The organism is Janthinobacterium sp. 61 (assembly GCF_002846335.1).
In the GTDB taxonomy this organism is placed as follows: Bacteria; Pseudomonadota; Gammaproteobacteria; order Burkholderiales; family Burkholderiaceae_D; genus Janthinobacterium.
Window position 1 is genome coordinate 2,573,234 of sequence record NZ_PJMQ01000001.1, and the last position, 25,811, is coordinate 2,599,044.

Below are 25,811 nucleotides of genomic sequence, written 5' to 3' on the forward strand. Positions count from 1 at the left end.
CGCGCCGTCCTATCCAAGATCAGGAAGGGACATATCCATCAAATGCCACGTCACCTCGCCATCTGGCAAATCCAGCAGCCAGTCGCGGCGCGGTTGCGGGAACGGCGCGCCCTGGGTCAGCCAGGCCTGGCGCCAGTACTGGTTGACGATGGCCTGCAGCGGATGGTCGGCCGCTACCCACGGTTGCCAGACGCCGCTGACCGGACAGGCTTGCCCGCAAGTGCAGCTCAATAAAGGCTCGGGGCGCGCCACCTCGCGCAGCAAGCCGTGCGCCGCGCGCGGTTCCACTGCCCCATGGTTATGCCGTATCGTCAGGCACTGCTCCCACGTCACGGGGCCATAACGACTCTTGCCAGCGGCATCGAGCACACTGAAATGGCGGAACTCTTCGCCTTTGCGAAATAGCCGGGCCGGCTCCGTCAAGCCCTGCCCAGCGGCCGGTTGCCAGTATGCGGAAAATGGCGCGGTCGGCGCATCGCTGTGCAAGCCGGTGGGACGCAGCGCATAGTCGGCGGCCAGGAAATACGGTTTTTGTAACAGCGAAGCGGCGCTTGCGTGCGGGATGGCAGGCGGCGGACGCACACCCATGGCGGCATCTAGCAGGCTCTTTCGTTGACCATCCCACGGCGGCAGATCGGCCGGTGGCAATGGCAAGATTTTATCGAGGTTGGGAAAGCGGCGATTGGGATTGAAGCCGAGGGCACGATTAAGTACCGCATAACGTTCGCCGCGAGCCTTGTCAATGAACGGCACTAACATATCGGACATATTGAAAGGTTGGCTGAACTCTATTGAGAGATCGCGTGCGCACTGCGCACAACCCAGGCGGACACCTTCATGTAAAACTTTTAGTGCGCGGTCTTTTGTTTCTGGCGTCCGATGGTCGCCAATTATTGTGCCATCTGCAGTTCTTGGCGCAGCATATAAATAATATAAATCATATGCCGCAGGACCATAACCTTGGGCAACAGCACACTCCAGCATTTTGGTCGCTACAGGAATGTTGCCCCACATATCAATACCTGGGTGATCCTCTCCAGCAGTCAATTTTTCGCCGAGAAACCCCATTGCCTGTGGATTTCCCATCTGCGCCGCCTTTTGCCAGAAGGCATAAGCACGCGTGATGTCGCCGTTGACACCCGTGCCATTCGCATAATACGTTCCCATCCGGTCATACGCCGCCGGTATGCCCAGCCGCATCGCCTTTTCCACCAGTTGAACCGCCTCTTCCTCACCATATAGAGGATCGCGCCCTTCCACGTACAGGCTGGCCAGGTTGAGCATCGCCTTCCAGTGCAACCGCTCTGCCGCTTGACGCGTCAGAGCGACGATTTTTTTGTAATCGCGGTCTTCCACGAAAATTTCAGGATCTTCCATGGCGCGTGATTCGAGGAACCAGTCCTCGGCTTGCGCATCGATGGGCGGCACCTTGCTCGCCTCGATTTCGCAAATAAAATCCGCGACATGAGGATTGAAGAGCGGCAGACTTTGGTTGCGTGGCAGGACTTTGTCGTTAGGCATTTTGCAAGCAATCAAAGGAACAAAGAGAGGAACTGCCAACGCAAAAAATGGCAGGCGAAAAGATACGGTATTTTTCTTACGCATGATCAACCCAGACGTATGGTGGAGCTGCGTTTGTCTTCCAATGGCAGCAAAAAACCAGTCATTTTCTTGAAAATTGCAGTTTCGGATTTGTTGAATTTTTTCTTGCGGTTTTCCTTCATAAGTTTTGTCCAATTTTCAAACGCCAATGCAATCTCCGCCTTCGTCCCTCCCCCGCCATCGACCAATCCCCCGCTATGCATGCGCCACACCCGCTTGCGCAAATCGCGGGCCACGCGGCGGTCGATGGTGGCGATATTGATTTCGCTGTCGACGGCCATGCTGCGCTGATTCAGGTTGGCGCTGCCCAGCGTCATGAACACGTCGTCGACCAGCATCAATTTGGAATGGATGTAGATTTCACGGTAGCGCCAGCGGTCCTTGTCAAACGCGCTGACATTGAGCATGGCCACCGATACCTTCAGCCCGAATTCGCTCTCGAGCGTCATCACGCCGGGTTTGTTGATGCCATTGGAATGCTGCACCACGTCGGGCAACTTGACTTCCGCCTCGGTGGAAATGCCGAATCCTGCCCTGACACGCCGGGTTTTGGGTCGCTTGTTATAGTCGTCGATCATGGTGTTTTGCCCCGTCATGCCCGCGTGCTGCCCCAGTGTCGCTAGCGTATCGTGGGTGCGCGGCACCATCTGCGCGCGCTCCGGTACCGGAATGACGATGAATACGTGCATGACCGGCATATCTTCAAGACTCTTGCCCGCCTTGACACTGCCGGCCTTCCAGGCGGCGACCACCTTCTTGCGCTCGGCCAGCAAGTGCCGGGCCCATTCTTCATACTGGAAATACTGGTTTTCCACATACAGGTAGCCGGCCGCCAAGCTGGCCTGGGTCACCGCGCGAAAGTAGGTTTCCTTGATGGTCTTGTCTTGCTCCTCGGGCTGCGTCAGGACGATCTGCACGGTGGAGTCGTCCGGCCCTGCCTCGCGCAACAGCCGCGCTGGTGGGCTGCCACATGGCAACTCCCGGCTAACACAGTCGGTGGAAGCCGAACGCGTGCGGTCGTCGATCGCGCGGTCCCATGCCTTCACGAAATTGTTGTACAGCGCGATCAATGCCTTGCCACCGTCGATGCGGCAGGCATAATCCTGATACGGTTTCAGCGTGGCGAACCCGCCGTCCGCGACCATTCCCTGCAAACACTCGCGCTGCTCGTTGACGCCGCCCTGTTCACGGCGCGTATCGTCGAGCAGATGGGCCGTCGTATCCCAATAATCGGTCACCGAGTTCAGGCCCATCACGTAACCGACGGCCTTGGCTCCCTCTTCGTGGGCGAAATCGATCAAGACCGGCTTTTGGTGGTGCGTGCCCAGGTATTGCATGCCGGGCTTTTCGATTTCCCCCATCGTCAAGCCGCCCGGCTGGTTTATTTCGGTCGCGATACTCTTGCTGATCGCGGCGCTGTCGCCATGCCGCAAGCGAATCTCCAGGCCCTCCAACAAGCCATGGAACGCGGCCGCATACCAGCTGTGACAATATTCTTGACGCGCCATTATCGGAATATTCTCGGGCCGGACGTATTCGCCCCAATAACCATTGCCTAAAACATGTTTCTTGTTTTGGACCGCATCGTGCAACATCGCCAGGCTGGCTTTGGCGCCGATATTGTCGGTGCGTTGTCCATCGGGGTTCCATGACGAGGTGCCGTGCGAATAGCCCGGCATAGTACGCGCTATCGGCGAACCGATCCGGTCATACCAGACCAGCAGGCGCACCCTGACGTGACGCCGTGCGGCGGCGATCAGCAAGTCGCCAAACGTTTCGCCCCGCGGCCAGGTGGCGCTGTTGCCGCGCACCAGTTCCATGCCCGGGTCGAAACCCCAGCAGCACAGGTCGATCGAATGTTTAGCCCTGGCGATCTCGGCGGCGATGTCGGCGAACCCTTCCTGTCCGCAAATGAACAGCGTCAGCTTGTTGTTATGTGTAATCGGATGAGTGGCCTTGCCCTTCAGGTTACGGTTTTCCAGCAGCCACTGGAGCGAACTCGTCGCAGTGCGTCCGACTTCGTCGATGTGGGTGGTTTCGATGCGGCCGCTCGATTCCGGCATGGCGCTCTCCTGTCGGTGTCGTGCATCATTGAACAGCGCGGCCGTCGCTGGTGTCGTCGAACGCGCGCAAACCGCGATTCGACAGCTTGTGTTCACCCTCCGGCGCCGCGTTCGGGTCGAAGCGCGCACTCGCCTGCAATGAAAACTCTTCGCCATTGCCAAGGACGACACGGTAGCGCGGCGTGCCGTCCTGATGCGCGATCAGGATGCGGCCAAATTCGTCGGTCAGGCCTTGCTCGACTTCGGCTTCCCCCTTGTACAGCGTGTACGGTACATTGGCGTACTGGCCGCCATCCGCATGAGCCTGTATCGTATGCTGCAACTGCCCCGCTACCGGCGCGATGGGGGGCTCCAGCTCCGGTTGCGGCCGGTTCTTGGGCGCCAGCGTTTCCAGGTTTCCATGGAACAGCGTCGGCGACGCGGTAAAAAACTGTACCTTGTCGCTGATTTCAAGCATGCAATCGGCGCCATGCAGGCGCACGCCTTTGCGGCCGCGAATATTCACCCAGTCGGCCTGGCTGATCAGCTCCAGCACCTTGTGGGCGACGATTTCGACCGCATCGGTTTGCGCCGCAATCTGCACGGGGCCAGCTGCGGCGATCAGTTTCATGCCAGCCTTGTGGACGAACAGGCGCAGCGCTGCGCCGATGCTGGCGAACAGGCCGCCGCCGGCCGCCAGCGACAGGTCGCACCCGGTCGTCAGCGCGGTGTGTTCGGCGCTGGCGATGTGCGTCGATTGCGCGCTCGTCGTTTCGATACCGGCCGGACTGGCCAGCACCAGATGCGGCTTAGATAATTCGGGAAAGGCGTTTTCGCCATTGCCGGCACCACCCTTGATCCCGGCATGCTGGGCTTTCAGCACATCGGCGGCGGCGCCCTGCTGGGCGGCACTTTCTTGCGCGCCGTAATGCTGCGCCAAGGCGGCAAGCGCCTTGTGCCGCTCAGCAGCCTCGGCCAACCGGCGCAAGGTTTCATCCATGCTCTTGATATGCGAGGCGGCGCCAGGGCGCGCTTCGGTGGTCAGCAACATGCCGCGGCCGGCGCGCGCCACGCCCCAGGCGTCTGACGCCAGTTCCCAGCCCTCGCCACGCGCATCCTTACGCCCGCTGGCGTCTTCGATGCGGCTGATACAGCCGAGCGACAATTGGCTGTGCTGATGATCGCTTTTCAGTTGCGCCTGGATGTGCTGGTGCGTATCGTCGAGCACCAACTGGTTGCCGCGCACGCCGTAGCCACCACCAGGCATCAGCTCGGCGCTGCGCCAGCCGCCCAGCATGCGTTGGCCCGGCAAATTCCACGGCGGCGCATGCTTGCCGTTGTACACCGCGCCAACAATGACGGGACGGTCGATATTGCCGTCGAGAAACTGGATCAGCACTTCCTGGCCGATGCGCGGCAACGCGATCTGGCCGAAGGCCTGGCCCGCCCATGGCGTCATGACTCTGATCCATGGCGAACTGCCCGCGTCGAACTTGCCCAGCCGGTCCCAGTGGAATTGCACCTTCACCCGGCCCAGCGCGTCGGTATGGATGGTTTCGCCTGCAGGTCCGGTGACAATTGCCGTCTGCACGCCGGGCAAGGCACAAGGCGTGCTGTTGAACTGCCGCCCCGGATACCAGCGGATGCTCTTGCGGATGCAGCTAAAACGGTTTTCATAATGCGACTTCGCGCCCGTCCCTGCCTGGTAATTGTTGCTGGCGATATGATCGACCGACAGGATCAGGTATTCGCGCGAGCCGATGTCAGCGCGCGCCGCTTCACCTCTGGCCGGCATGGCTTGCTTGCCACTGAAGTGTCCACCCAGCGTGAAACTGCGCCCGGCCTGGGCGCAGCGGTGATTGCCGCCAGCTTCGAAGGTTTGCGCCTGGCAGTTATGCTCCTCCAGGCGGCGTTGCGCCAGCGCTTCGCCGCCACCCATGTCGGCATAGCCATAGCCGGCATTTTGATACAGTTCATGGGCAAACACGTCGCCCTGCTGGTGCAGCGCATAGCCACTGGCGCGACTGGCAAACGGATGCTTGTAGTTGAAGCTGGCCAACGTGAGCGAGCCCGAAGCGATCTTCCGTATTGCCTGCCAATCGCGTATGCCGTCGCACTCCTGCGAGCCCGCGTCGCTGCGAAACACCATCTCGTCGGCTTCGCTGGCATCGCGGTCGCTTGGGTCGATGCTGTCGCTCAGCCAGGTATTGTCGCCCAAACAGAGCGTATGACCGTCGGCGCGATGTTCATACCAGTAATGGATACCCTGGTCTTCCCAGCGCCGGTGCAGATGGTTGTAATCGGTTTCATTATGCTGGTTGGCGCAGCTTAATATCGCTTTTTCCTCATGCAGCCGGTTTTGCCAGTCGCGCTGCAAATAATGATTGAAGGTCGTTTCGGTGATGTCGATGACCGTGCGTTCGTGGAACGAGACGTTGTCCATGCGCAGCCTGGAAAACGCCAGCCAGGGTTGCAGCACCATCTGGTAGAACGCGAAACCTCCATCGCTGCGCAACAAGCGAAATTGGCCGACATAACCATTAAAATAGCGCAAACTGCCGTCATCGCGCACCATCGAAATCGTGACCATGCGTCCCATCATCGCTGTCAGGGGAAGGTGGAGATTGTCGGACAGCAGTTCGACGTCGAAGCGGAAGTCGCGTGACATTTCCTCGTGTGCCCGCAAGCTGTTGACCAGCAGCGCGGTATTGGGCGGACCATCGTCGCGCGGAAAATCCATGCGCAGCAAGCGGCTGTCCTGGGTTCGCCAGCCCGCTCCGAAAAGGCGCGCCAGATCGGCTGCCAGCTCGCCATCATCCATATCGCCTCCTTCGGATAGTTACACTAGCCCATGCTAACCATGGTGAACGCTGGCATATTGATGGAACGCAAACTAGTTACCCATACGTAAAAAAGCCGCATCAGCCCTGCGGCGGATGCGGCTTTGCGCTAGCGCAAATTAACGCTTACTTCTTGGCAGTCTTCACTGGCTTCGGATACTTGATCGTCATTTCCTTGAGCAAGTTATCGGCATGGTCCACTTCCTTCATCACCCACAGCATGTAGCGGATGTCGAGGTGGATGGCGCGCGTGATGGCCGTGTCGAAGTACCAGTCCTTGGTGATCGATTCATACGTCGAATCGAAGTTCAGGCCAATCAGCTCGCCACGCTTGTTCATCACGGCCGAGCCGGAATTGCCGCCCGTGGTGTCGGCGCTGGTGAGGAAGTTGACGGGCACCGTGCCCAGTGCCGGGTCGCGGAACTGGCCGTAGCGTTTTTCCTTGACGGCGTCAATCAAGCCTTGCGGCGCTTCGAACGGGGCCTTGCCCGTGACTTTCTCGACGATGCCTTCCACCGTCGTGAACGGGCCCTTGGTCAGCCCATCGCGCGGCGAGTACGGCGAGACCGTGCCATACGTGACGCGCAGGGTCGAGTTGGCGTCAGGATACACCGGCTTGCCTTGCGATTTTTTCCAGGCGATCACGGCTTGCATGTATTGCGGAATCACGCGTTCCAGGTTGCCGTCGATTTCCTTGCGGCGCTCTTCCAGCGACAACTCCACCGGCTGCAGCTTGACGGCCAGTTGCATGAAGGCGTCGTCGGACTGGGCAACAGCAGCCTGGTCCTTTTCCAGCCAGGCCAGGCGCTTGGCCGTGTCAGCCAGTTGCGTCTGCTGGTACAGGGCCGCCACGGCCACTGGCGCCGGCAGCAGCGCGTCCAGGCCTTGCGGATGGCTCTTCGCGGCCAGCTGCGCGTAACGCTTCAGGCCCGCTTCAAAACGCGCCTGATCGACCTTGTTGACATACGACTGCTCCAGGCGGGCCAGGCGGGCCTTGATGAAGGCCAGGTCGCGCTGCTGGAAGCCCGATTCGCGCTCGGCGTCCGCTTTCTGGCGCTCCAGCGACAAACGGTAAATGGTGCGCGCACTTTTCAGCAAGTCGCTGTTGGTGGCCACCGACCAGGCGAACTCTTCTTCGCTCAAGGCCATGTCGCTGGCGATTGCCGCGTCCAGTTCGGCCAGCAAGGTGGGCGAGACGTTCGGCTGCTTCGCGTACCAGGCGCGGAACTCGGCATCTTGCACGTCCTTGATGGCGGCAATGTCCTTGCGGGCAAAACCGTCGAGCAAGCCCTGGGTTTTCTTCAGCACGTTGTTGATGCTTTTGACCACGCTCGCATAGCGCACGGCAGCGGCCGCGTCGCCATTCGTCGCATCGGCCATCACGGCCAGGTCGGCTTGCAGTTCCGATACTTTCAGGGGGAAGGCCGTATCGCGCGCGAAGCGGATTTCCGCCGGAAGCTTGTAGCGGCTGGTGCGGCCGGGATAGCCCGCCAGCAAGATGCCGTCGCCGGCTTTCAAGCCTTCGGCCGAGACCACCAGGAAGTCCTTCGATTTGTACGGCACGTTGTCGGGCGACGGGTCGGCCGGACGGCCATCCTTGCCCACGTAGGCGCGCAGGAACGAATAATCGCCCGTGTGGCGCGGCCATTCGTAGTTATCGATGTCACCGCCGAAGTTGCCGATCTTGTCAGAGGGCGCGTACACCAGGCGCACGTCGCGTATCATCATCTGGCGGATGCGATAGTACTCGAGGCCGCGGTGGAAGGCGGGCACGGAGCAGCGGTACATCTTGTCCGTTTCGCATTCGGCGATCAGGTCCTTGATGCGCTTTTCCACGGCTTCGTGGCGCGCACGGCCGCTCATGTCGGCCGTCAAGCCTTTCAGCACGCGCTCGCTGACGTTCTCCACCTTGTCCGTCACATACACCAGGCTGTTCGGACCGCCCGGCAGCTCGCTCGCGCGCGTCTTGGCCAGGAAACCGTCGGTGATGTAATTGTGTTCCGGCGTGGAATTGCGCTGCACGGCGCCATACGCGCAATGGTGGTTCGTCACCACCAGGCCCGCGTCGGAGACGAAGGCGGCCGAGCAGCCGCCCAGCGACACGATGGCGCTCATCGGGTGCTTGCTCAGGTCGGCCAGCTTTTCTGCAGGAATGTCGATGCCGACCCGTTTGAGTTCGGCTTTCAGCTGTGGCAGTTGGTGTGGTTGCCACTGCCCTTCGTCGGCGTGTGCGCCGGCGAACGCGCCCAGTAAGGCGACTGGTAAAACGATTGTTTTGAACAAGATATGCCCCTCCATAAATAGCAGGCGAAAGTATAGCCTGTCCAGGGGGCCTGAGTCGGCAAAAAATTAACCCATTGCAATTGCTATATCAGGCAGCAGGCCGCCCCGTCCCCGTCAGGGGAATATGCAGGAACAGGCGGCAACCGGTACCCGACGCCGGCGTGCCCACCTCGAAATGCCCGCCAAGCGCCGTCACCCGCTCGGCAATGCCGATCAGGCCAAAGCACTGCTTTTTGCGCTGCTGCTGCGGCGTGATGCCGATGCCGTTGTCGCTGATAGCCGCATACACGGCGCAGGCATCCGAACTGAGCTCGATCTCGACCTGGCTGGCCTGGGCATGGCGCATGACGTTGCTGAGCGCTTCCTGCACGATGCGGAACAGGACGATCTCGACCTGGCTGCCGATGGCGGCAAACAGGGCCTCGTCGCGTATCAGCAGGCGGCAAACGACGCCGCTGCGCTTGCGGAAGTCGCCCACCTGCCATTCGATGGCGGCCTGCAAGCCCAGGTCCAGCGCCATCGGGCGCAGTTCGTTCATGATGCCGCGCACGCTCTTGATGGTGGTGTCGACATTGCTGAGCACGGCGCCGACCCGGCGGTGCAGGCGCGGATGGGAACCCTCGGTGCGCGCGCTGAGCATGGAAATATCGATGCGCAGCGCCAGCAGGTTTTGCCCCAGTTCATCGTGGATATCGCGCGAGATGCGCTTGCGCTCGTCTTCCTTGGCCGTTTCCATGTGCAGCGCCAGCTGGCGCAGCTGCGCATGCGACTGACGCAGGGCGCCATCCATCAGCTTGCGTTCAGTAATGTCCGTGTGCGCCACCACCACGCGCAGCGGACCTTCGCCCAGAAAACGGCTGACCCGGGCCTGTGACCAGCGCGCCCCGGCCTCCGTGGCGAATTCATATTCCAGCGCATAAGCATCGGCGCTGCCGGCGATCACGGCGCGGATGCCCGCGGCCAGCTCGCGCCCGGCGCTGCGCTTCCAGCGCGGGTCCCTTTCGCAGAAATCCAGATAATGCAGCTGTCCCGGCGCATGGCTGGCAAAGGCCATGCAAGCCTGATTGGCATGCACCAGGCAGCCGGCCTGGTCCAATACCAGCACGCGGTCGGACAGGGAATCGATGGTGGCGTGAAAAAAACGCTCGGCGTCGCGCAAGGCTTCCTGCGCCCGCTCGCGTTGCTGCACTTCCAGCTGCAAATGCAGGTTGGCCCGCAACAGCTCGGCCGTGCGGTCGATGACGCGCTGGTCCAGCTCCCGGTGCAATTCACGCAGCGTGGCATCGGCCAGCTTGCGCTCGGTAATATCGGAAAACACCCCGACAAAATGGCTGGTGTCGCCGTTCGGCATGCGCATGGGCGTGATCGACAACGACTCGACGAAGCGCTCGCCATTCTTGCGCCGGTTCACCAGCTCGCCATACCAGCTGCCATCCTGCCTCAGGCTGCGCCACATGGCGGCATAGAATTGCGGCTCGTGCGTGCCGCCGCCCAGGAAGGAGGGATCGCGCCCGATGGCCTCTTCCGCCTGGTAGCCAGTGATGGTGGTAAACGCCCGATTCACGGAAATGATGCGGTTATCGCTGTCGGTCACCAGCACGCCTTCGCGGATGGTGTCGAGAATCAGGAAGGCGCGCCGCAAGGCTGACTCGCGCACATACTCGTCGCCCAGGTCCGTCACCAGCATACGCACGCTGGCGCTGTCCACATCAAGATTGGCTTCGATGCGCACGACGCCGCCGCCCAGCACATCGTCGAATAGCCGCGCTTCCAGCACTTGCGGCGTGCCACTGCTAAAAATGGCATCGAGGAAGCGGCGGAATGCGCCCTGCGCCTGCGGCGCGATGAATTGCTCGAAACGTCGACCCAGCAATTGATCCTTGTCGCGTTGCAGCAAACCGCTGGCGGCCACGTTGACGCGCGTGATAACGCCTTCGCGCGCCAGTGAGAAGTAGCTGACAGGCGCATGTTCATACAGCTGCGCATAACGGTCGCGGCTGCTTTTAAATTCATTCTTGAGTTTTTCCAGCTCCGCCAATCCGGCGTTCTGTACTTCCAGCTCGATCTGCCTCACCCGCAACTCATGCAGGTGGCGCATCATCTCTTCGTTCGACAGCGATCCTGCCGCCAGCAGCGCCCGCTGCGCAGGCTCGCACAAGTTCTCGTCAGCGGGTCCGCTGTCGAACGGTTCATTCATGGCGCGCTCTCACGTGCCCCTCTGTTCGCCACTGCGCCCGACTGTATCAGGCGCAGCTCGGCTTCCAGCAACTTCGACTCGGTAATGTTAATGAAGGTCACCACCACGCCATCGATCACGTTTTCCACCGTTCGGTACGGCATGATGCGCACCGTGTACCAGCGCCCGTTCTTGGTCTGCACCTGGCGTTCGCAAAACACCAGGCTGCGGATGACTTCCTGCGCATCCGTTTCCAGGTCTGGATAATCGAGGTCGTTGACGATGTCACTGAGCGGACGGCGCAAGTCCGTCTGGATCAGCTTGTAGATTTGCGTGGCCGGTGCCGTGAAGCGACGGATGCGCAGCTCGCTGTCGAGGAAAATGGTGGCGATATCGGTACTATTGAGCAGATTTTTCATGTCGCTGTTGACCAGTGACAAGTCGTCTACCTTCGATTGCAGCTCGGCATTGACCGTGTACAACTCTTCATTGAGCGACTGCATCTCTTCCTTCGATGTGGTCAGCTCTTCGTTCGCCGATTGCAGTTCTTCATTGGTCGACTGCAATTCCTCATTGGCCGATTTGAGTTCTTCGCGCGAGGTCTGCATTTCGTCGCGCACGGCCTGGATTTCATTGCGCGCCTGGATCAGCTCCTGCTCCAGTTCCAGCACCTTGGGATTCGGCGAGCGGCCCCGGCGCGGGGTGGCCGCCAGCGGCACGCTGGCAAACGTGACGAAGACCATGCCGCGCAGCGCGTCGGGCTGGCGCAAGGCTTCTGCCGTCAAATCCACGCCCTGTGCCTTCCCTGCCTGCTCCTTGAGCACCAGGCCTTTCAGGCATACCTGGGTGTCGCTTTGCAGCGCCAGCTTGATCAAGCCCGCCAGCTCGTAGCGCAAGCCGTCGCGCGCCATCGCGTGGATATTCCAGTTGGCCTTGCCTGCAGCTGGTTCCAGGAAGGCGCCGGTGCGCCCGTTGATATACAAAATGTCTCCATCCTGGTTCAGCAACACGGCTGCAGGCGAGTATTTCTGGAGCAATAATTGCTCGACATGGGATTGGATTCTTCCGGGCATGCTGACTTCTCTCATGTCGCTGGGGGTAGGAGGAGTGGCCGACGATACTTTCGTGGGAAAGTAGGTCAGCAAGCGCTGGCGCGCCAGGTTGTCGAGACGACGGTACAGCCTGGTGGATGTCGTCAGCGGCGCGAACAGCTCGGAAAAGTGACCGGGCGTGTCGGCGCTGCCCAGTAGCAAGATCCCATCGCGATTCAAGGCGTAATGAAACAGGGGAATCAAACGCTGCTGCAGCTTGGCATTGAGATAAATCAACAGGTTGCGGCAGCACAGGATATCGAGCTTGGTGAAGGGCGGATCCGAAATGATGTTTTGCTGGGCAAAGATGATCATGTTGCGGACCTCTTTCCTGACCAGGTAATCACTCTTGTCCTGCAAGAAAAACCGCTCCAGGCGCTCGGCCGACACATCGCTTACTATCGTTGGCGGAAACCGGCCCTGGCGCGCGCGGTCGATGGCGTCGGCCGACAGGTCAGTGGCAAAAATCTTCAGGCTGTACTTCGACGGCGGCTTGCTGCTGGCCACCACTTCATGGAAGACCATGGCCAGCGTATAGGCTTCCTCTCCCGTGGAGCAGGCCGGTATCCAGGCCTTGAAGGCGCGTCCTTCCGGGTGAGCCGCCAGCATTTGCGGCAAGACCACCATCTTCAGATATTCCCACACTTTCGCGTCGCGGAAAAAATTCGTCACGCCGATCAGCAACTCCTTGAAAAGCAGGTCGATTTCCGAGGGATTGTTGCGCAGATAGGGAATGTACTCTTCCATCGACGTCATCTGGTACAAGCTCATGCGGCGCTCGATGCGACGCAGTACCGTGTTGATCTTGTAGTCCGTGAAGCTGTTGCCCGTATGTTCGGACAGCAAGGCGACAATTTCCTGCAAGGCATTGCGCCCGCCAGGCTCCTTGCCCGGCAACTCCAGGAAGCTGCTGCGAAACAGGTAACTGGCGATCTTTTCCGGCATCTTGTCGGGAAAATCGACAAGGTCCACGGCATCGGCGGCGATGGCGCTTTGCGGCATCATGTCGAACTTGGCCGTGTCGGGATGCTGGGCCAGGGTCAGGCCGCCCGCCTGCTTGATGGCTTGCAGGCCGCGCGTGCCGTCGCTGCCCATGCCGGACAGAATCACGCCCACGGCCAGTTCGCCCAGCTCGGCCGCCAGGCTTTCGAAGAAAGCATTGATGGGCAAGCGGTGTCCGCGCAGTTGCAGCGGCTCGCTGAGCACAAAGTGCCCCTTGGACAGGCCCAGGTCCGCATTCGAGGGAATCACATAGATATGGTTCGGATGCAGTGCGGCGCGCTGCGTGATTTCCGTGACGGGAATGCTGGTGGCACGTTGCAGCAGTTCCGGCAACATGGCTTTTTGCGTGGGATCAAGGTGCTGGATCACCACATAGGCGATGCCGCTATCGGGCGGCACGTTCGTCAGGAAAGCGATAATCGGGTCGAGACCGCCAGCCGACGCGCCGATGGCCACCACGGGAAAATCGATGGCGGCCACCTCCGGCGCTGGAGCTTTGCTGTGTTTGCTGCGTGTCATCGTCGGCAAGAATGCAGCCGCGGCACGTGCGCCAGGCTGGCGGATGGATAATCTTGCATTTTAGCACCCAAGCCGCGCGTAAAAACGCGAATTTGGCCCGGGGCGCTAACCGGCGCCCGCCTGCCGCCTACTGCGTCTGCGGCACATGCCAGCCGCCGCCCAGCGACTGGATCAAGGCCACGGCCGTCGTCTGCCGGTCAGCCTGGGCCTGCACCAGCGAACGGCGCGCCGACAGGGCCGTCACTTGCGCCGTCACCACGTCCGTATAGCCGACCTGGCCCGCGTTGTAGCGGTTCAGCATTTGCTGCTCCACCTGGTCGGCGGCCGACGACGCCTGCTGGCGCAAGGCCAGCTGCTCGGCCAGCGCGCGCGTGGCCGACAACTGGTCTTCCACGGCGCCAAAGGCTGCCAGTACCGTCTGGCGGTAGCGTGCCACGGCGGCCTCATGCCCCGCCTTGGCCGCATCCACGCTGGCCGTGGTGGCGCCCGCGTTGAACAGGGTTTGCGCGGCCGACACGCCCAGCGACCACAGGCTCGACGAAGCATTGAACAGGTCGCCCACACGGCTGGCACCGGATCCGTAGGAACCCGTCAGGTTCAGGCTCGGATAGTAGGCGGAGCGGGCAATGCCGATCTGCTCGTTGGCCACGGCCACCCTGCGCTCGGCGGCGGCGATGTCGGGACGGCGCTGCAGCAGGGTCGACGGCACGCCCAGCGGCACCTCGGGCACGGTCAGGGTCCACGGCGCAACGGCCAGGCTGAAGTCGGACGGCGCTTTCCCCAGCAGGATGGCGATCGCATGTTCGAGCTGGGCGCGCGCGCGCACCTGGCTGGACAGATCGATCTGCGCATTGGCCAGCTGCGTCTGCGCCTGCAGCAGGTCGGACTTGGCGGCGATGCCGGAATTGAAACGGTTGCTGGTGATGTCGAGCACGCGCTTGTAGCCGGCGATGGTGGCGTTCAGCAGCGCGATCTGCGCATCGCTCTGGCGCAGCGAAAAATAATTGATGGCCAGCTCGCCCTGCGCCGACAGGCGCGCGGCGGCCAGGTCGGCCGCGCTGGCACTGGCGCTGGCGTCCGCCCCCGTCACGCCGGCGCGCAGGCGGCCCCAGATATCCGGTTCCCACGAGGCGCCGATGGCCGCCTTGAAATTATTGTTCGTCTGCTGCTCGCCCCCGCCGCCGGAGCGGGCGCCGCTGCCCGTCAGGCTCACGGTAGGAAACAGCGAGGCGCGCTGTTCGCGCACCAGAGCGCGCGCCTGCTCGTAGGAGGCAACGGCTTCGGCCACGTTCTGGTTCGATACTTCAATGCCTTCGGCCAGCTGGTTCAATTGCGCGTCGCCGAACAGGGTCCACCAGGGACCCCGTTCCAGGGTATCGGCCGGCACGGCCGCTTGCCAGCCGGCCGCCTCCTTGAACGTTTGCGGCGCGGCGGCCGTGGGTACTTCATACGCGGGGCTGACGGCGCAGCCGGCCAGCAGGGCAGCGGCGGCCACTGCCAGCAAATGGCGGGCAGGAACGGTGGATACGATAGGTTTTACTTGCTTCATGATTGTGTGCTCGGGTTATCTGGCCCAGGAATGCGGCTCAATTGCTGCTCGTCGGCACTGCGCGTGCGCAGCTTGTCGAGCAGGATGTAGACCACCGGGGTGGTCAGCAATGTGAGTAACTGGCTGGCAATCAGGCCGCCGATGATGGCGACCCCCAAGGGCTGGCGTAGCTCTGACCCCTCGCCGAAACCGATCGCCAGCGGCAAGGCGCCAAGCGCCGCCGCCAGAGTGGTCATCAGAATGGGGCGGAAACGCAGCAAACATGCCTCGCGCACCGCCTCCACAGCTGTCAGCCCGCGCGAACGCTCGGCCTCCAGCGCGAAGTCGATGATCAATATAGCATTTTTCTTGACGATGCCGATCAACAAAAACACGCCGATCAGGGCGATGATGGAAAACTCCATGCGGAACAGCAGCAAGGCCAGCACGGCGCCCACCCCCGCCGACGGCAAAGTCGACAGCACGGTAATCGGATGTATCAGGCTTTCGTACAGGATACCCAGCACGATGTAAATCACCACGATGGCCGCCAGGATCAGCAGCGGCTGCTCCTTGTTGCTGTCCTGCGCACTCTTCGCCGAACCCTGGAAGCTGCCGCGCACATTCACCGGCATGCCGATCTCCGACTCTGCCTGGGCCACGGCGGCCTGGCCGTCGCTGAGCGGATAGCCGTCGCTGAGATTGAACGACACGGTGGTGGCCAGCTCCCCGCCCTGGTGATTGATGGAGGTCGCCGTCGAGCTTTCGGCAAAGCTGCTGAACGACGACAGCGGCACCATCGTCGCCAGGGTGGTACTCAATGCCGAGCCGCTGGACGGATCGCGCGCCGCCGTCGTGTTTGAGGTGGTGGCAGTCACCGCCGAGGTGACGGCAGAGGTGGTCGTGCTGGCGCTGGTGCCGGTGAACGCGGCGACGGCCGCCGCATTCGACGCCGGCACATACACGGAGCGCAGCGCTTCCGGGCTTTGCGCGTAGCGGGGCGCCACTTCCATAATCACGTGGTACTGGTTCAGCTCATCGTAGATGGTCGCCACCTGGCGCTGGCCGAAGCTGTTGTACAGCGCATTGTCGATATCCTTGACTTGCACGCCCAGCTGCGTGGCCCGGTCCTTGTCGATGCTGACAAAGGTTTCCACGCCGTTTTCCGCCTGGTCCGTATCGACGTCGATCAGGGCCGGCTGCAGCTTCATCTGGTCGGCCAGTTTCGCCGCCCATTTCTTCAAATCGGCCTGGTTGTCGCTGATCAGGGTGTACTGGTAGGTCGAATTGCTGGAACGCCCGCCCATGCGCAAGTCCTGCACGGGATTGAGGAACAGCGAAATGCCCGTCACCTTGGCCAACTGCGGACGCAAACGGGCGATCACGGCCTGGCCCTTGTCCGTGCGCTGCGAGGCCGGTTTCAGATCGATGAACATGAAACCGCCCCCTGCCCTGCCCCCGCCCGTAAAGCCGACGACGGTGGCGACGGCAGGATCGTCCTTGATGATGTTGACCAGCTGGCGCAGCTTGCCCTGCATGGCCTGGAACGAGATGCTCTGGTCGGCGCGCATGCCGCCGTTGATCTGCCCCGTATCCTGCTGCGGGAAGAAGCCCTTGGGCGCGGCCGCGAACAGATACACGTTCAGGCCGACGACGAACACCAGGATGGTCATCACCAGCGCGGCGCTGGACAAGGCCCAGTCCAGGCAATGCTCATACACTTTCAGCATGCGCTCGAAGCCACGTTCGAACCAGCGGGCCACCGCGCCCGGCGCCTTGTGCTGCTCGCCGCTTTTCAGCAGCCAGGCGCACATCATCGGCGTGGTGGTCAGCGAAATGACCAGCGAAATCATGACGGCGGCCGACAAGGTCACGGCAAACTCACGGAACAAACGCCCGACCTGGCCGCCCATGAACAGCAGCGGGATGAAGACGGCCACCAGCGACAGGCTGATCGACAGCACCGTGAAACCCACTTCGCGCGCGCCCAGCAGGGCCGCCTTGAAGCGGTCCATGCCTGCCTCGATATGGCGCTGCGTATTTTCCAGCACCACGATGGCATCGTCGACGACAAAGCCCGTGGCCACCGTGAGTGCCATCAGGGACAGGTTATTCAGGCTGAAGCCCAGCATGTACATCACGCCGAAGGTGCCCAGCAGGGAGACGATGGTGGCCACGGCGGGGATGATGGTGGCGCGCACGCTGCGCAGGAAGGCGCTGACCACCAGCACCACCAGCACGATGGACAGGATCAGGGTGAATTCGATCTCGTGCAGGGACGAGCGGATGGAGTTGGTGCTGTCGGATGCCACTTGCAGCTTGATGTCGCCGGGCAGCTGCGCCTGCAGTTGCGGCAGCAGCGCGCGCACGCCGTCCACCGTGGCGATGACGTTGGCGCCAGGCTGGCGCGTGATCAGCACGATGACGGCCGGGTCGCCGTTGAACAGGCCAAGGGTATTCGTGTTTTCCACGCCGTCGACCACTTCGGCCACGTCGTCGAGGCGGATGGCGGCGCCATCGCGCCAGGCCACCACCAGGCTGCGGTAGTCGGCCGCGCTGCGCCCGCCCGAAGCCGTGCTGGCGCCCGAATAAATCTGCAGGCTGCGCTCGTCGCCGGAAATCGCCCCCTTGGGCCGGTTGGCATTGGTGGCCTGGATGGCCGCGCGCACATCTTCCATCGACACGGCATAGTGATTGAGCTGGTACGGCAGCAGTTCCACGCGCACGGCCGGCAGCGAGCCGCCGCCCAGTTCCACGTCGCCCACGCCTTTGACTTGCGCTACTTTCTGCTGCACCAGGTTTGACACGGCATCGTAGATCTGGCCCGGCGTGCGCGTTTTTGACGTCAGCGCCAGGATGATCACGGGCGCGTCGGATGGATTGGCCTTGCGGTAGGTGGGATTGCTGCGCAGAGTGGCCGGCAAGTCCACGCGCGCAGCGGCAATGGCCGCCTGCACTTCGCGCGCGGCCGAATCGATCTTCCGGTTCAGGTCAAACTGCAAATTGATGCGCGCCGAACCCGTGCCCGACGACGACGTCATTTCGTTCACGCCGGAGATCACGCCCAGGCGCCGCTCCAGCGGCGTGGCCACCGAGGTGGCCATGGTCGCGGGGCTGGCGCCGGGCAGGCTGGCGCTGACGGAAATGGTCGGATAATCGACCTGCGGCAGCGGCGAGACAGGCAGCACGAAGAAGGCGCCGACACCCGCCAGCGCGATGCCGATGGTCAGCAGCACGGTGGCGATGGGACGCTTGACGAACGGTTCGGACAGGTTCACGCGGCGCTCCCCGCATTATCGGCTGGCTTGTCCAGGTTGACGCCCCGCGTTTTGGATGCAAAGCGCTGGCCCAGGCGGTCGAAGCCCAGGTAGATGACGGGCGTGGTAAACAGCGTCAGCACCTGGCTGACAATCAGGCCGCCAAAGATGGCCAGGCCCAGCGGACGGCGCAACTCTGCGCCCTCGCCCCAGCCCAGCATCAGCGGCACGGCCGCGAACAGGGCTGCCAGGGTGGTCATCAGGATTGGGCGGAAACGCAGCAGCGCCGCCTGGTGGATGGCTTCCTGCGGGCTCTTGCCTTCATCGCGTTCGGCCTCGATGGCGAAGTCGATCATCATGATGGCGTTCTTCTTGACGATGCCGATCAGGAGAATGATGCCGATGATGCCGATCACGCCCAGGTCCTGCCCGGAAATCATCAGCGCCAGCAAGGCGCCCACGCCGGCCGACGGCAAGGTCGACAAAATCGTCAGCGGGTGGATGTAGCTTTCGTACAGCACGCCCAGCACGATGTAGACGCAGACGACGGCGGCCAGGATCAGCCACAGCTGGTTCGACAGCGAGTTTTCATACGCGCCGGCCGCACCGAGGAAGGTCAGGGTCACCGATGGCGGCAAGGCGATATCCTTGGCCGCCTGCCGGATGGCGTCGACGGCGCTGCCCAGCGCCACGCCTTGCGTCGTATCAAAGCCCAGCGTCGTGGCCGGGTATTGCGCCACGTGCGTGATCTGCAGCGGCGCCTGTTTTTCGCTGACGCTGGCAAAGGCGGACAGCGGCGTCGACTTGCCGGAACCCGTGCGCACCTGCAGTTCCGACAGGCCGGCCGGCGTGGTGACAATGCCGGGCTGCGCTTCGAGGATCACGCGGTACTGGTTGGTTTCCGTAAAAATGGTCGAGATGATGCGCTGGCCGAAAGCGTTGTACAGCGCGTCGTCGACAGTGGCCGTAGTGACGGACATGCGTGCGGCGCTGTCGCGGTCGATGGCCACCACGACGGCGGCGCCCGTGGCGCCCGCGTCCGTGACCACATTGCGCAGCTGCGATTTTTCGCGCATGCGGGCCGCCAGCTTGCCGGCCCACTCGGTGACGGTGGCCGTGTCGGCCCCTTCGAGCGAGACGCGGTATTGCGTCGGCCCCGATTCCGCATCGATGGTCAAATCTTGCGTCGGCTGCAGATACAGGGTCACGCCGGCCACCTTGGCGACACGGTTGCGCAGGCGCTCCATGATGTCGTCCTGCTTGCCGCTGCGAGAGCGCTTCAGGTTGATCAGCATGCTACCCGTGTGCAGCATGGTATTGTTGGCTGCATCGACGCCCACCAGGGAACTCAGGGTATCGACATCGGGGTCCTCCAGCAGCGCGCTGGCCGCCGCCTGCTGCAAGGTGGCCATGCGTTCGTACGACACGGCTTGCGAGGTTTCGATGCGCGCCTGCAGCTGCCCTGTATCCTGCGTGGGGAACAGGCCTTTCGGGATGGTGATGTACAAAATCACCGTCAACAGCAAGGTGGCCAGGGCCACCAGCAAGGTCAGTCCCTGGCGTTTCAAGACCCACACCAGCGCATGGTCGTACTGGACGATCACGCGGTCGAGGAAAGCCTGGATGCGCTGGCCCGTGGCGCTGACTTTTTCATCGGCATGGCTTTTCAACCAGCGCGCCGACATCATCGGCACCAGGGTGAGCGAGACGACGGCGGAAATCAGGATCGTGATGGCCAGGGTCATGGCAAATTCGCGGAACAAACGGCCCACCACGTCGCCCATGAACAACAGCGGAATGAGCACGGCGATCAAGGACACCGTCAGCGAGATGATGGTAAAGCCGATCTGCGACGCGCCCTTCAGGGCGGCGGCCATCGGCGTTTCGCCCTCTTCGATGTAGCGGGCGATGTTTTCGATCATGACGATGGCGTCATCGACGACAAAGCCGGTGGCAATGGTCAGCGCCATCAGGGACAAGTTATTCAGGCTGTAGCCGAGCAGATACATGACGCCGCAGGCGCCGATCAGCGAGATCGGCACGGACAGGCTGGCGATCACGGTGGCGCGCATGCTGTGCAGGAAGGCGAAAATCACCAGCACCACCAGCAGCACGGACAGCAGCAACTCCATCTCCACGTGTTCGACGGAGGCGCGAATGCCCGTGGTGCGGTCGCTCAGCACGTCGAGCTTCATGGCCGCCGGCAGGCTGGCCTGCAGGTCGGGCAGCAGTGCCTTGATGGCGTCGACCGTCTTGATGACGTTGGCGCCGGGCTGACGCTGCACGTTCAGGATGATGGCCGGCTGTTTGCCCGACCAGGCGCCCAGGCGCGTGTTTTCCGCACTGTCGACCACATTGGCCACATCAAGCAGGCGCACGGGCGCGCCATTCTTGTAGGTGATGATCAGGCGCTTGTAGTCTTCCGCCGTCACCAGTTGATCATTCGCATTGATGGTAAACGAGCGCGTGGGGCCGTCGAAACTGCCCTTGGCGCTGTTGACGTTGGCTCCCGCGATGGCCGTGCGCAGGCTGTCGAGGCCCAGGCCATACGACGCCAGCAATTTGGTGTCGCCCTGGATGCGCACGGCGGGACGCTGGCCGCCCGACAGCGACACCAGGCCCACGCCATTGACCTGGCTGATCTTCAGCGCCAAACGCGTGTTGACGATGTTTTGCACCTGCGTCAGCGGCATCGTGTCCGAGGTAATCGCCAGTGTCAGCACGGGCGCGTCGGCCGGATTGATCTTGGCGTACACGGGCGGCGCCGGCAAGTCGGTAGGCAGCAGGGAACCGCCCGCGTTGATGGCCGCCTGCACTTCCTGCTCGGCCACGTCCAGGGTCTGGCCCAGGGTGAATTGCAGGGTGATGATGGAGACGCCGGCCGCGCTGGTGGAACTCATGCGCTGCAGGCCAGACATCTGCCCGAACTGGCGCTCCAACGGCGCCGTGACGGTCTGCCCCATGACTTCGGGACTGGCGCCCGGGTACAGGGTCTGCACCTGGATGGTGGGGAAGTCCACTTGCGGCAAGGCGGCCAGCGGCAGGAACTTGAAGCCGACCAGCCCCGCCAGCACGATGGCCAGCATCAGCAGCGCCGTGGCGACGGGGCGCTTGATGAAGGGAGTCGATGGACTCATTGCGCTGCGCCCTTCGCCGGCGCGGTGGCTGGCGCTGCGGCTGGCGCACTGGCCGGTACGGATGCGGAAGCCGATGCACTGGCCGCGCCGTCAGCCTGCTGGCGACGGTGGCGGCGTTCGCCGTTCGCGCCAGTTGCACCGCGCGCGCCGGCCGGCTTGTCGCCAGCCAGGGTGACTTTCGCGCCTTCCTTCAGGCGGTCGGCGCCTTCCGTGATGACTTGCTCTCCCGCTTCCAGGCCGGCGCGGATTTCCACCATGTCGGTGGTGGCCTGGCCGCGCGTGACCATGCGCACGGTGACGGTTTTATCCGCTTTCAGCACATATACGAAGTCGCCATTATTGCTGTGACGCAGGGCCGTGACGGGTACCAGCACGGCGCCCGTGATATTGCCCAACTCCAGGCGCACGTTGACGAACTGGCTGGGGAACAGGGCCATCTTGTCATTCGTGTAGCGGGCCTTGGCACGCACGGTACCCGTCTGCACATCGACCTGGTTATCGAGCGCACTCAAGCTGCCCTTGTCCAGGGTATGCGTGCGCGTGCGGTCCAGCGCCAGCGCCGGCAGGGCCGAGCCGGCATTCAGGCGCTCCTGGATGGTCTGCACCTTATCCTGTGGCACGGAAAACTGCACGTCGATGGGCGACAGCTGCGTCACCACCACCACGCCGCCCGCGTCGCTGGTATTGACCAGGTTGCCGATATCGACCACCTTCAGGCCCGCGCGGCCGCTGATCGGCGACACCACCTTGGTATAACCCAGGTTGAGTCTGGCAGTGCCTTCTGCGGCGCGGTCCGTCATCACCGTGCCTTCCAGCTGCTTGACCAGGGCGGCCTGCGTATCGACGTCCTGGCGCGCGATGGAGTCCTGGCCCAGCAGGGTTTGATAGCGCTTCAGTGTCAGGCGCGCGTTTTCCAGCTGCGCTTCATCGCGCTGGCGCTGGCCCGTGGCCTGCATCAGCGCCATCTCGAACTGGGCAGGATCGATTTGCGCCACCACCTGGCCCGCCTTGACCATGCCGCCTTCCTTGAATTTCAATTCCTTCAGGATGCCCGATACTTGCGGGCGCACCGTCACGGTGGACGCCGCCGTCACGGTGCCCAGCGCATCGAGCACCACGGGCAGGTCCGATTTCACGGAAGTGGCCACGCCCACGGTGGTCGAGGGCGCGCCACGGCGCCCGCCACCGGGGCCACCAGGACCACCTGGCCCGCCGGGTCCGCCCATGCCGGGGCCGCCCTGGGCACTGGTGCCGGAGTGGGTCAGGTACCAGGCACCGCCCCCCAACGCAGCCATGACGGCCAGCGCAATGACACTGCCGACGATTTTCGAACGGCGGCTGCGCCGCGGGGTGTTGGGTGTTGTCTGCGAATCCATCGCTTATCCTTGTATAGGCCGCTGGCACGGCGAGTCTGTGGCGCCGGCCGAGGTGGGACACACTCAGGCCGGACGACCGTTTTTCGGGGTTGTTTCGGTACACAGCCGGGGGAGTCAAGAGCTGAAAGTCAGCTGAAAAAACATCGCTCCCTGGCGTGAAACGACTCTAGCATAGTCATGTTTCTGTTTCATTTCTACTTGAAACAATTACACACAGCCAGACTGGCATGGGAGGATCAGGAGGACCGGCTGAGGTGCCGCCGCTGTGGGGGAACGTCGGAAAAATCAGGCTTGCGGGGCGTCGCGCTGCGACGCCAGCCGTGCGCGAGCGCCTCGCATGCAGATACAAAATCGCTACAAATCTCCCGCCATCGGCCTTGACCTGGCGCCATACGGCTGCTCGGGCGACGGAAACTCTTTACCTCGATTTACAAGGTCAAGCCGAGGATGACATCCTGATAGTCGGTGCGGCCCACGCGGAAAGTGCGCCGGCCCACTTGCGCAAAGCCGCAGCGCGCATAAAACGCCAGCGCATCGTGGTTTTCCGCGTAAACGCCCAGCAGCACGCGCCCTGCGCCGCTGGCGCGCGCCTGGCTCAGCGCCGCCTGCATCAAACGCTGTCCCACGCGCTGGCCCTGGAAGCGGTGCAGCAGGTAGATGCGCTTGATTTCCAGATCTTGCGGATGCGGGTCGGCCACTGGCAAGCTGGCGGGACTGAGCACCAGATAGCCCACGGGCGCGCCGCCGGGCCTGGCTTCGGCCAGCCACAAACGCATGGCCGGCAGCGCCAGCCAGTCGCGGTACAGCTGCGCGTCGTGCTGGCGCTGGCAATGGGCGATGACGTCGGCGCCATCGAGGATACCGGCGAACGCTTCCAGGAAGGTGGCCTGCCCCACAAGCGCCAGCGCCTGTTCATCGCCCTGCACGCATGGGCGGATGGCGATCGCCGTGTCAGTGTGTGTACTCATGTCGTTTGCCATGCATCGCTCCTGATATGAAACAAGCCGGACGAAGCCGGCTTGGGTATGCAGTTTATGTGGATGTTACTTGCCGCCCAGAGGCACCTCGCACAAGCAGTGCGTGAGGGCCATGAATGGTTTGTGCTCGCGCGTGATGCCCGACAGCCAGCTCAGGTCCTGCGCCATGCCCAGCGCCGCGTCGGCCGGCAGGCCCGTGCTGGCCAGGCCCAGTTTCACGTGCTCGCCCAGCCCCAGTGTGGCCATGGCCTTGGAGCCGAACATGCCGATCAAACGGTCCACGTTCGACGTTTCCTGCTCCAGGTAGGTCACGCGGTAGTCGCTGCCCAGCTTGGCGCGCTTGGCGGCCGAGGCCAGCGCATCGCCATAGCTGCCGATACGGTCGACCAGGTTGCGTTCTTTCGCCTGCAAGCCCGTCCAGACGCGGCCCTGCGCCACTTCATTGATCTTTTCAGGCGTGGTCTTGCGCGCCTTCGCGGCCAGGTTCAGGAAATCGCCATACACGTGGTTGATCGAGCCCTGGATCACTTGCGCAAAACGGGGGTCGAGCGGACGCAGGGGGTTGCCCGCGTCGGCCAGCCAGGTGGTGGGCGAACCTGCCGTGTGGATGCCCAGCTTTTCCACTACCTTGTCGGCCGTCGGCAAAATCGCGAACACGCCGATGGAACCGGTGATGGTGGCTGCGTCGGCGATCACTTCATCGGATGAGGTGCTGATCCAGTAGCCGCCCGAAGCGGCCACGTTGCCCATCGAGACGACCACCGGCTTGCCGGCGGCGCGCGTCAGTTCCAGTTCGCGGCGGATCAGTTCCGAGCCGAAGGCGCTGCCGCCCGGCGAATCGACGCGCAGCACGATAGCCTTGATCGATTTGTCTTCGCGCGCCTGGCGGATCAAACGCGAGGTGGACAGGCCGCCGATGGCGCCCGGTGGCGCGATGCCGTCGCCGATTTCACCGGAAGCGATGACCACGCCGACGGCGTCGCCGATGTGCACGGGGCGCAGGCGCGCCAGGTAATCCGTGTAATTGATCTGGCGGAAGTTCGTGCCTTCCGTATTTTTGGCGCCGCGCGCCATCATGAACTGGCGCAGTTCATCGCGCGTTTTCAGGCCGTCGACCAGCTTGGCATCCAGCGAAAGCTTGCCCAGGTCGCCGCCAGCCGCCGTCATCAAGGCAGGCAGATTGTCGATCGATTGCATGATGGCGCCGGCCGGCAGCTTGCGCGCCTTTTCCACGTCCGACGTATAGGTGGTCCACAAACCGTTGTTCAGGTAGCGGTCCGCTTCGGCCGCCGCTTCGGACGGGCCGTTGGCGATGAAAGGCTCGGCCGCGCTTTTATACGTGCCCACTTTCAGCAGGTTGACCGTCACGCCCACTTTGTCGAGCGCGTCGCGGTAGTAATTACGGTAGCGGCCAAAGCCTTCCAGCATGACGCCGCCCATCGGGTGCAGATACACCTCGTCGGCCTTGGCAGCCACCAGGTACTGGCGCTGGTTGTAGCTCGAACCCCAGGCCGTGACTTTCTTGCCCGTGGCGCGGAAGCGTTCCACGCCGGCCGCCACTTCGCGCAGCGAAGCGAGACCGCCGCCTTGCAACTCGTCGAGCAGGATCACCATGGAGCCGATGTTCTTGTCCTTGGCCGCCGTGTCGAGCACCGCCAGTACATCGCGCAACTGCACGCTTTTCTTGACTTCGCCGCTGACATTGGCCAGCACCGCCTCGCGCACGCCGCCCGGGGTTTCCTCGACCAGCGGCCCTTGCAAGTCCAGCACCAGGGTGGTCTTTTCCGCCAGGGGCTTGGCGCCGCCGCCAAAGATGGCGATCAGGATGGCGATGACGATCAGCAGGAAAATCAGATTGATGACTGCGCGGCGGGTGGCGTCCAGCGCGCGCCAGAATGCGCCAAAGCCGCGGCGCAGCGGCGGGAAGGGGTTCAGTGACATTGATGCTCCGTGAGGTGATATGCCTAAAGGAAATCAATAT

The 25,811-nt window shown here is 62.7% G+C and carries 12 protein-coding genes; all 12 read right to left on the bottom strand.

Going from position 1 to position 25,811, the window contains the following annotated elements:
* Window positions 1-9 precede the first annotated feature (9 nt).
* The 12 genes from CLU92_RS11815 to sppA all read right to left on the bottom strand — a co-directional run bounded on the left by CLU92_RS11815 (window position 10) and on the right by sppA (window position 25,771).
* Window positions 10-1,605, bottom strand: coding sequence for a tetratricopeptide repeat protein (locus CLU92_RS11815; RefSeq protein ID WP_180338500.1), 1,596 nt, complete (start codon window positions 1,603-1,605; stop codon window positions 10-12).
* Window positions 1,606-1,607: 2 nt separating this feature from the next.
* Window positions 1,608-3,665 (bottom strand): phosphatidylserine/phosphatidylglycerophosphate/cardiolipin synthase family protein, encoded by a 2,058-nt coding sequence (locus tag CLU92_RS11820; RefSeq protein WP_101482053.1) that lies wholly within the window; start codon window positions 3,663-3,665, stop codon window positions 1,608-1,610.
* 25 nt (window positions 3,666-3,690) lie between these two features.
* Window positions 3,691-6,465 carry a type VI secretion system Vgr family protein gene (locus CLU92_RS11825; RefSeq protein ID WP_101482054.1) on the bottom strand — a complete coding sequence of 925 codons (2,775 nt, stop codon included), beginning with the start codon at window positions 6,463-6,465 and terminating at the stop codon, window positions 3,691-3,693.
* 145 nt (window positions 6,466-6,610) lie between these two features.
* Window positions 6,611-8,767, bottom strand: coding sequence for a S46 family peptidase (locus CLU92_RS11830; RefSeq protein ID WP_373917879.1), 2,157 nt, complete (start codon window positions 8,765-8,767; stop codon window positions 6,611-6,613).
* Between the two features lie 88 nt (window positions 8,768-8,855).
* On the bottom strand, window positions 8,856-10,964 hold the full coding sequence (locus tag CLU92_RS11835; protein WP_257561067.1) for a PAS domain S-box protein: 2,109 nt from the start codon (window positions 10,962-10,964) through the stop codon (window positions 8,856-8,858).
* Window positions 10,961-13,555, bottom strand: a complete 2,595-nt coding sequence (locus tag CLU92_RS11840) for a chemotaxis protein CheB (protein WP_101482056.1) — start codon at window positions 13,553-13,555, stop codon at window positions 10,961-10,963. Before CLU92_RS11840 ends, CLU92_RS11835 begins: the two co-directional genes overlap by 4 nt.
* 127 nt (window positions 13,556-13,682) lie before the next feature.
* A complete protein-coding gene (locus CLU92_RS11845; protein WP_180338501.1) occupies window positions 13,683-15,104 on the bottom strand; it encodes an efflux transporter outer membrane subunit in 1,422 nt (473 codons plus the stop codon).
* On the bottom strand, window positions 15,101-18,361 hold the full coding sequence (locus CLU92_RS11850) for an efflux RND transporter permease subunit (protein ID WP_101482057.1): 3,261 nt from the start codon (window positions 18,359-18,361) through the stop codon (window positions 15,101-15,103). The genes CLU92_RS11845 and CLU92_RS11850 overlap by 4 nt, the downstream gene beginning before the upstream one ends.
* Entirely contained in the window at window positions 18,358-21,477 is a 3,120-nt protein-coding gene (locus tag CLU92_RS11855) for an efflux RND transporter permease subunit (RefSeq protein WP_101482058.1), read from the bottom strand. Before CLU92_RS11855 ends, CLU92_RS11850 begins: the two co-directional genes overlap by 4 nt.
* Complete coding sequence (locus CLU92_RS11860; RefSeq protein ID WP_101482059.1) at window positions 21,474-22,853, bottom strand: efflux RND transporter periplasmic adaptor subunit; 1,380 nt, start codon at window positions 22,851-22,853, stop codon at window positions 21,474-21,476. Before CLU92_RS11860 ends, CLU92_RS11855 begins: the two co-directional genes overlap by 4 nt.
* Before the next feature lie 428 nt (window positions 22,854-23,281).
* Complete coding sequence (locus CLU92_RS11865) at window positions 23,282-23,821, bottom strand: GNAT family N-acetyltransferase (RefSeq protein WP_101482060.1); 540 nt, start codon at window positions 23,819-23,821, stop codon at window positions 23,282-23,284.
* A 75-nt stretch (window positions 23,822-23,896) separates the two neighbouring features.
* The gene (sppA, locus tag CLU92_RS11870; RefSeq protein ID WP_101482061.1) at window positions 23,897-25,771 is read right to left on the bottom strand and encodes a signal peptide peptidase SppA; all 1,875 of its coding nucleotides are present in this window, start codon (window positions 25,769-25,771) and stop codon (window positions 23,897-23,899) included.
* Window positions 25,772-25,811 lie beyond the last annotated feature (40 nt).

Bases quoted from the DNA above. Each gene is read 5' to 3' on its own strand.
- CLU92_RS11815 (WP_180338500.1), bottom strand. From the start codon at position 1,605: ATGCGTAAGAAAAATACCGTATCTTTTCGCCTGCCATTTTTTGCGTTG.
- CLU92_RS11820 (WP_101482053.1), bottom strand. From the start codon at position 3,665: ATGCCGGAATCGAGCGGCCGCATCGAAACCACCCACATCGACGAAGTC.
- CLU92_RS11825 (WP_101482054.1), bottom strand. From the start codon at position 6,465: ATGGATGATGGCGAGCTGGCAGCCGATCTGGCGCGCCTTTTCGGAGCG.
- CLU92_RS11835 (WP_257561067.1), bottom strand. From the start codon at position 10,964: ATGAATGAACCGTTCGACAGCGGACCCGCTGACGAGAACTTGTGCGAG.
- CLU92_RS11840 (WP_101482056.1), bottom strand. From the start codon at position 13,555: ATGACACGCAGCAAACACAGCAAAGCTCCAGCGCCGGAGGTGGCCGCC.
- CLU92_RS11845 (WP_180338501.1), bottom strand. From the start codon at position 15,104: ATGAAGCAAGTAAAACCTATCGTATCCACCGTTCCTGCCCGCCATTTG.
- CLU92_RS11855 (WP_101482058.1), bottom strand. From the start codon at position 21,477: ATGAGTCCATCGACTCCCTTCATCAAGCGCCCCGTCGCCACGGCGCTG.
- CLU92_RS11860 (WP_101482059.1), bottom strand. From the start codon at position 22,853: ATGGATTCGCAGACAACACCCAACACCCCGCGGCGCAGCCGCCGTTCG.
- CLU92_RS11865 (WP_101482060.1), bottom strand. From the start codon at position 23,821: ATGAGTACACACACTGACACGGCGATCGCCATCCGCCCATGCGTGCAG.
- sppA (WP_101482061.1), bottom strand. From the start codon at position 25,771: ATGTCACTGAACCCCTTCCCGCCGCTGCGCCGCGGCTTTGGCGCATTC.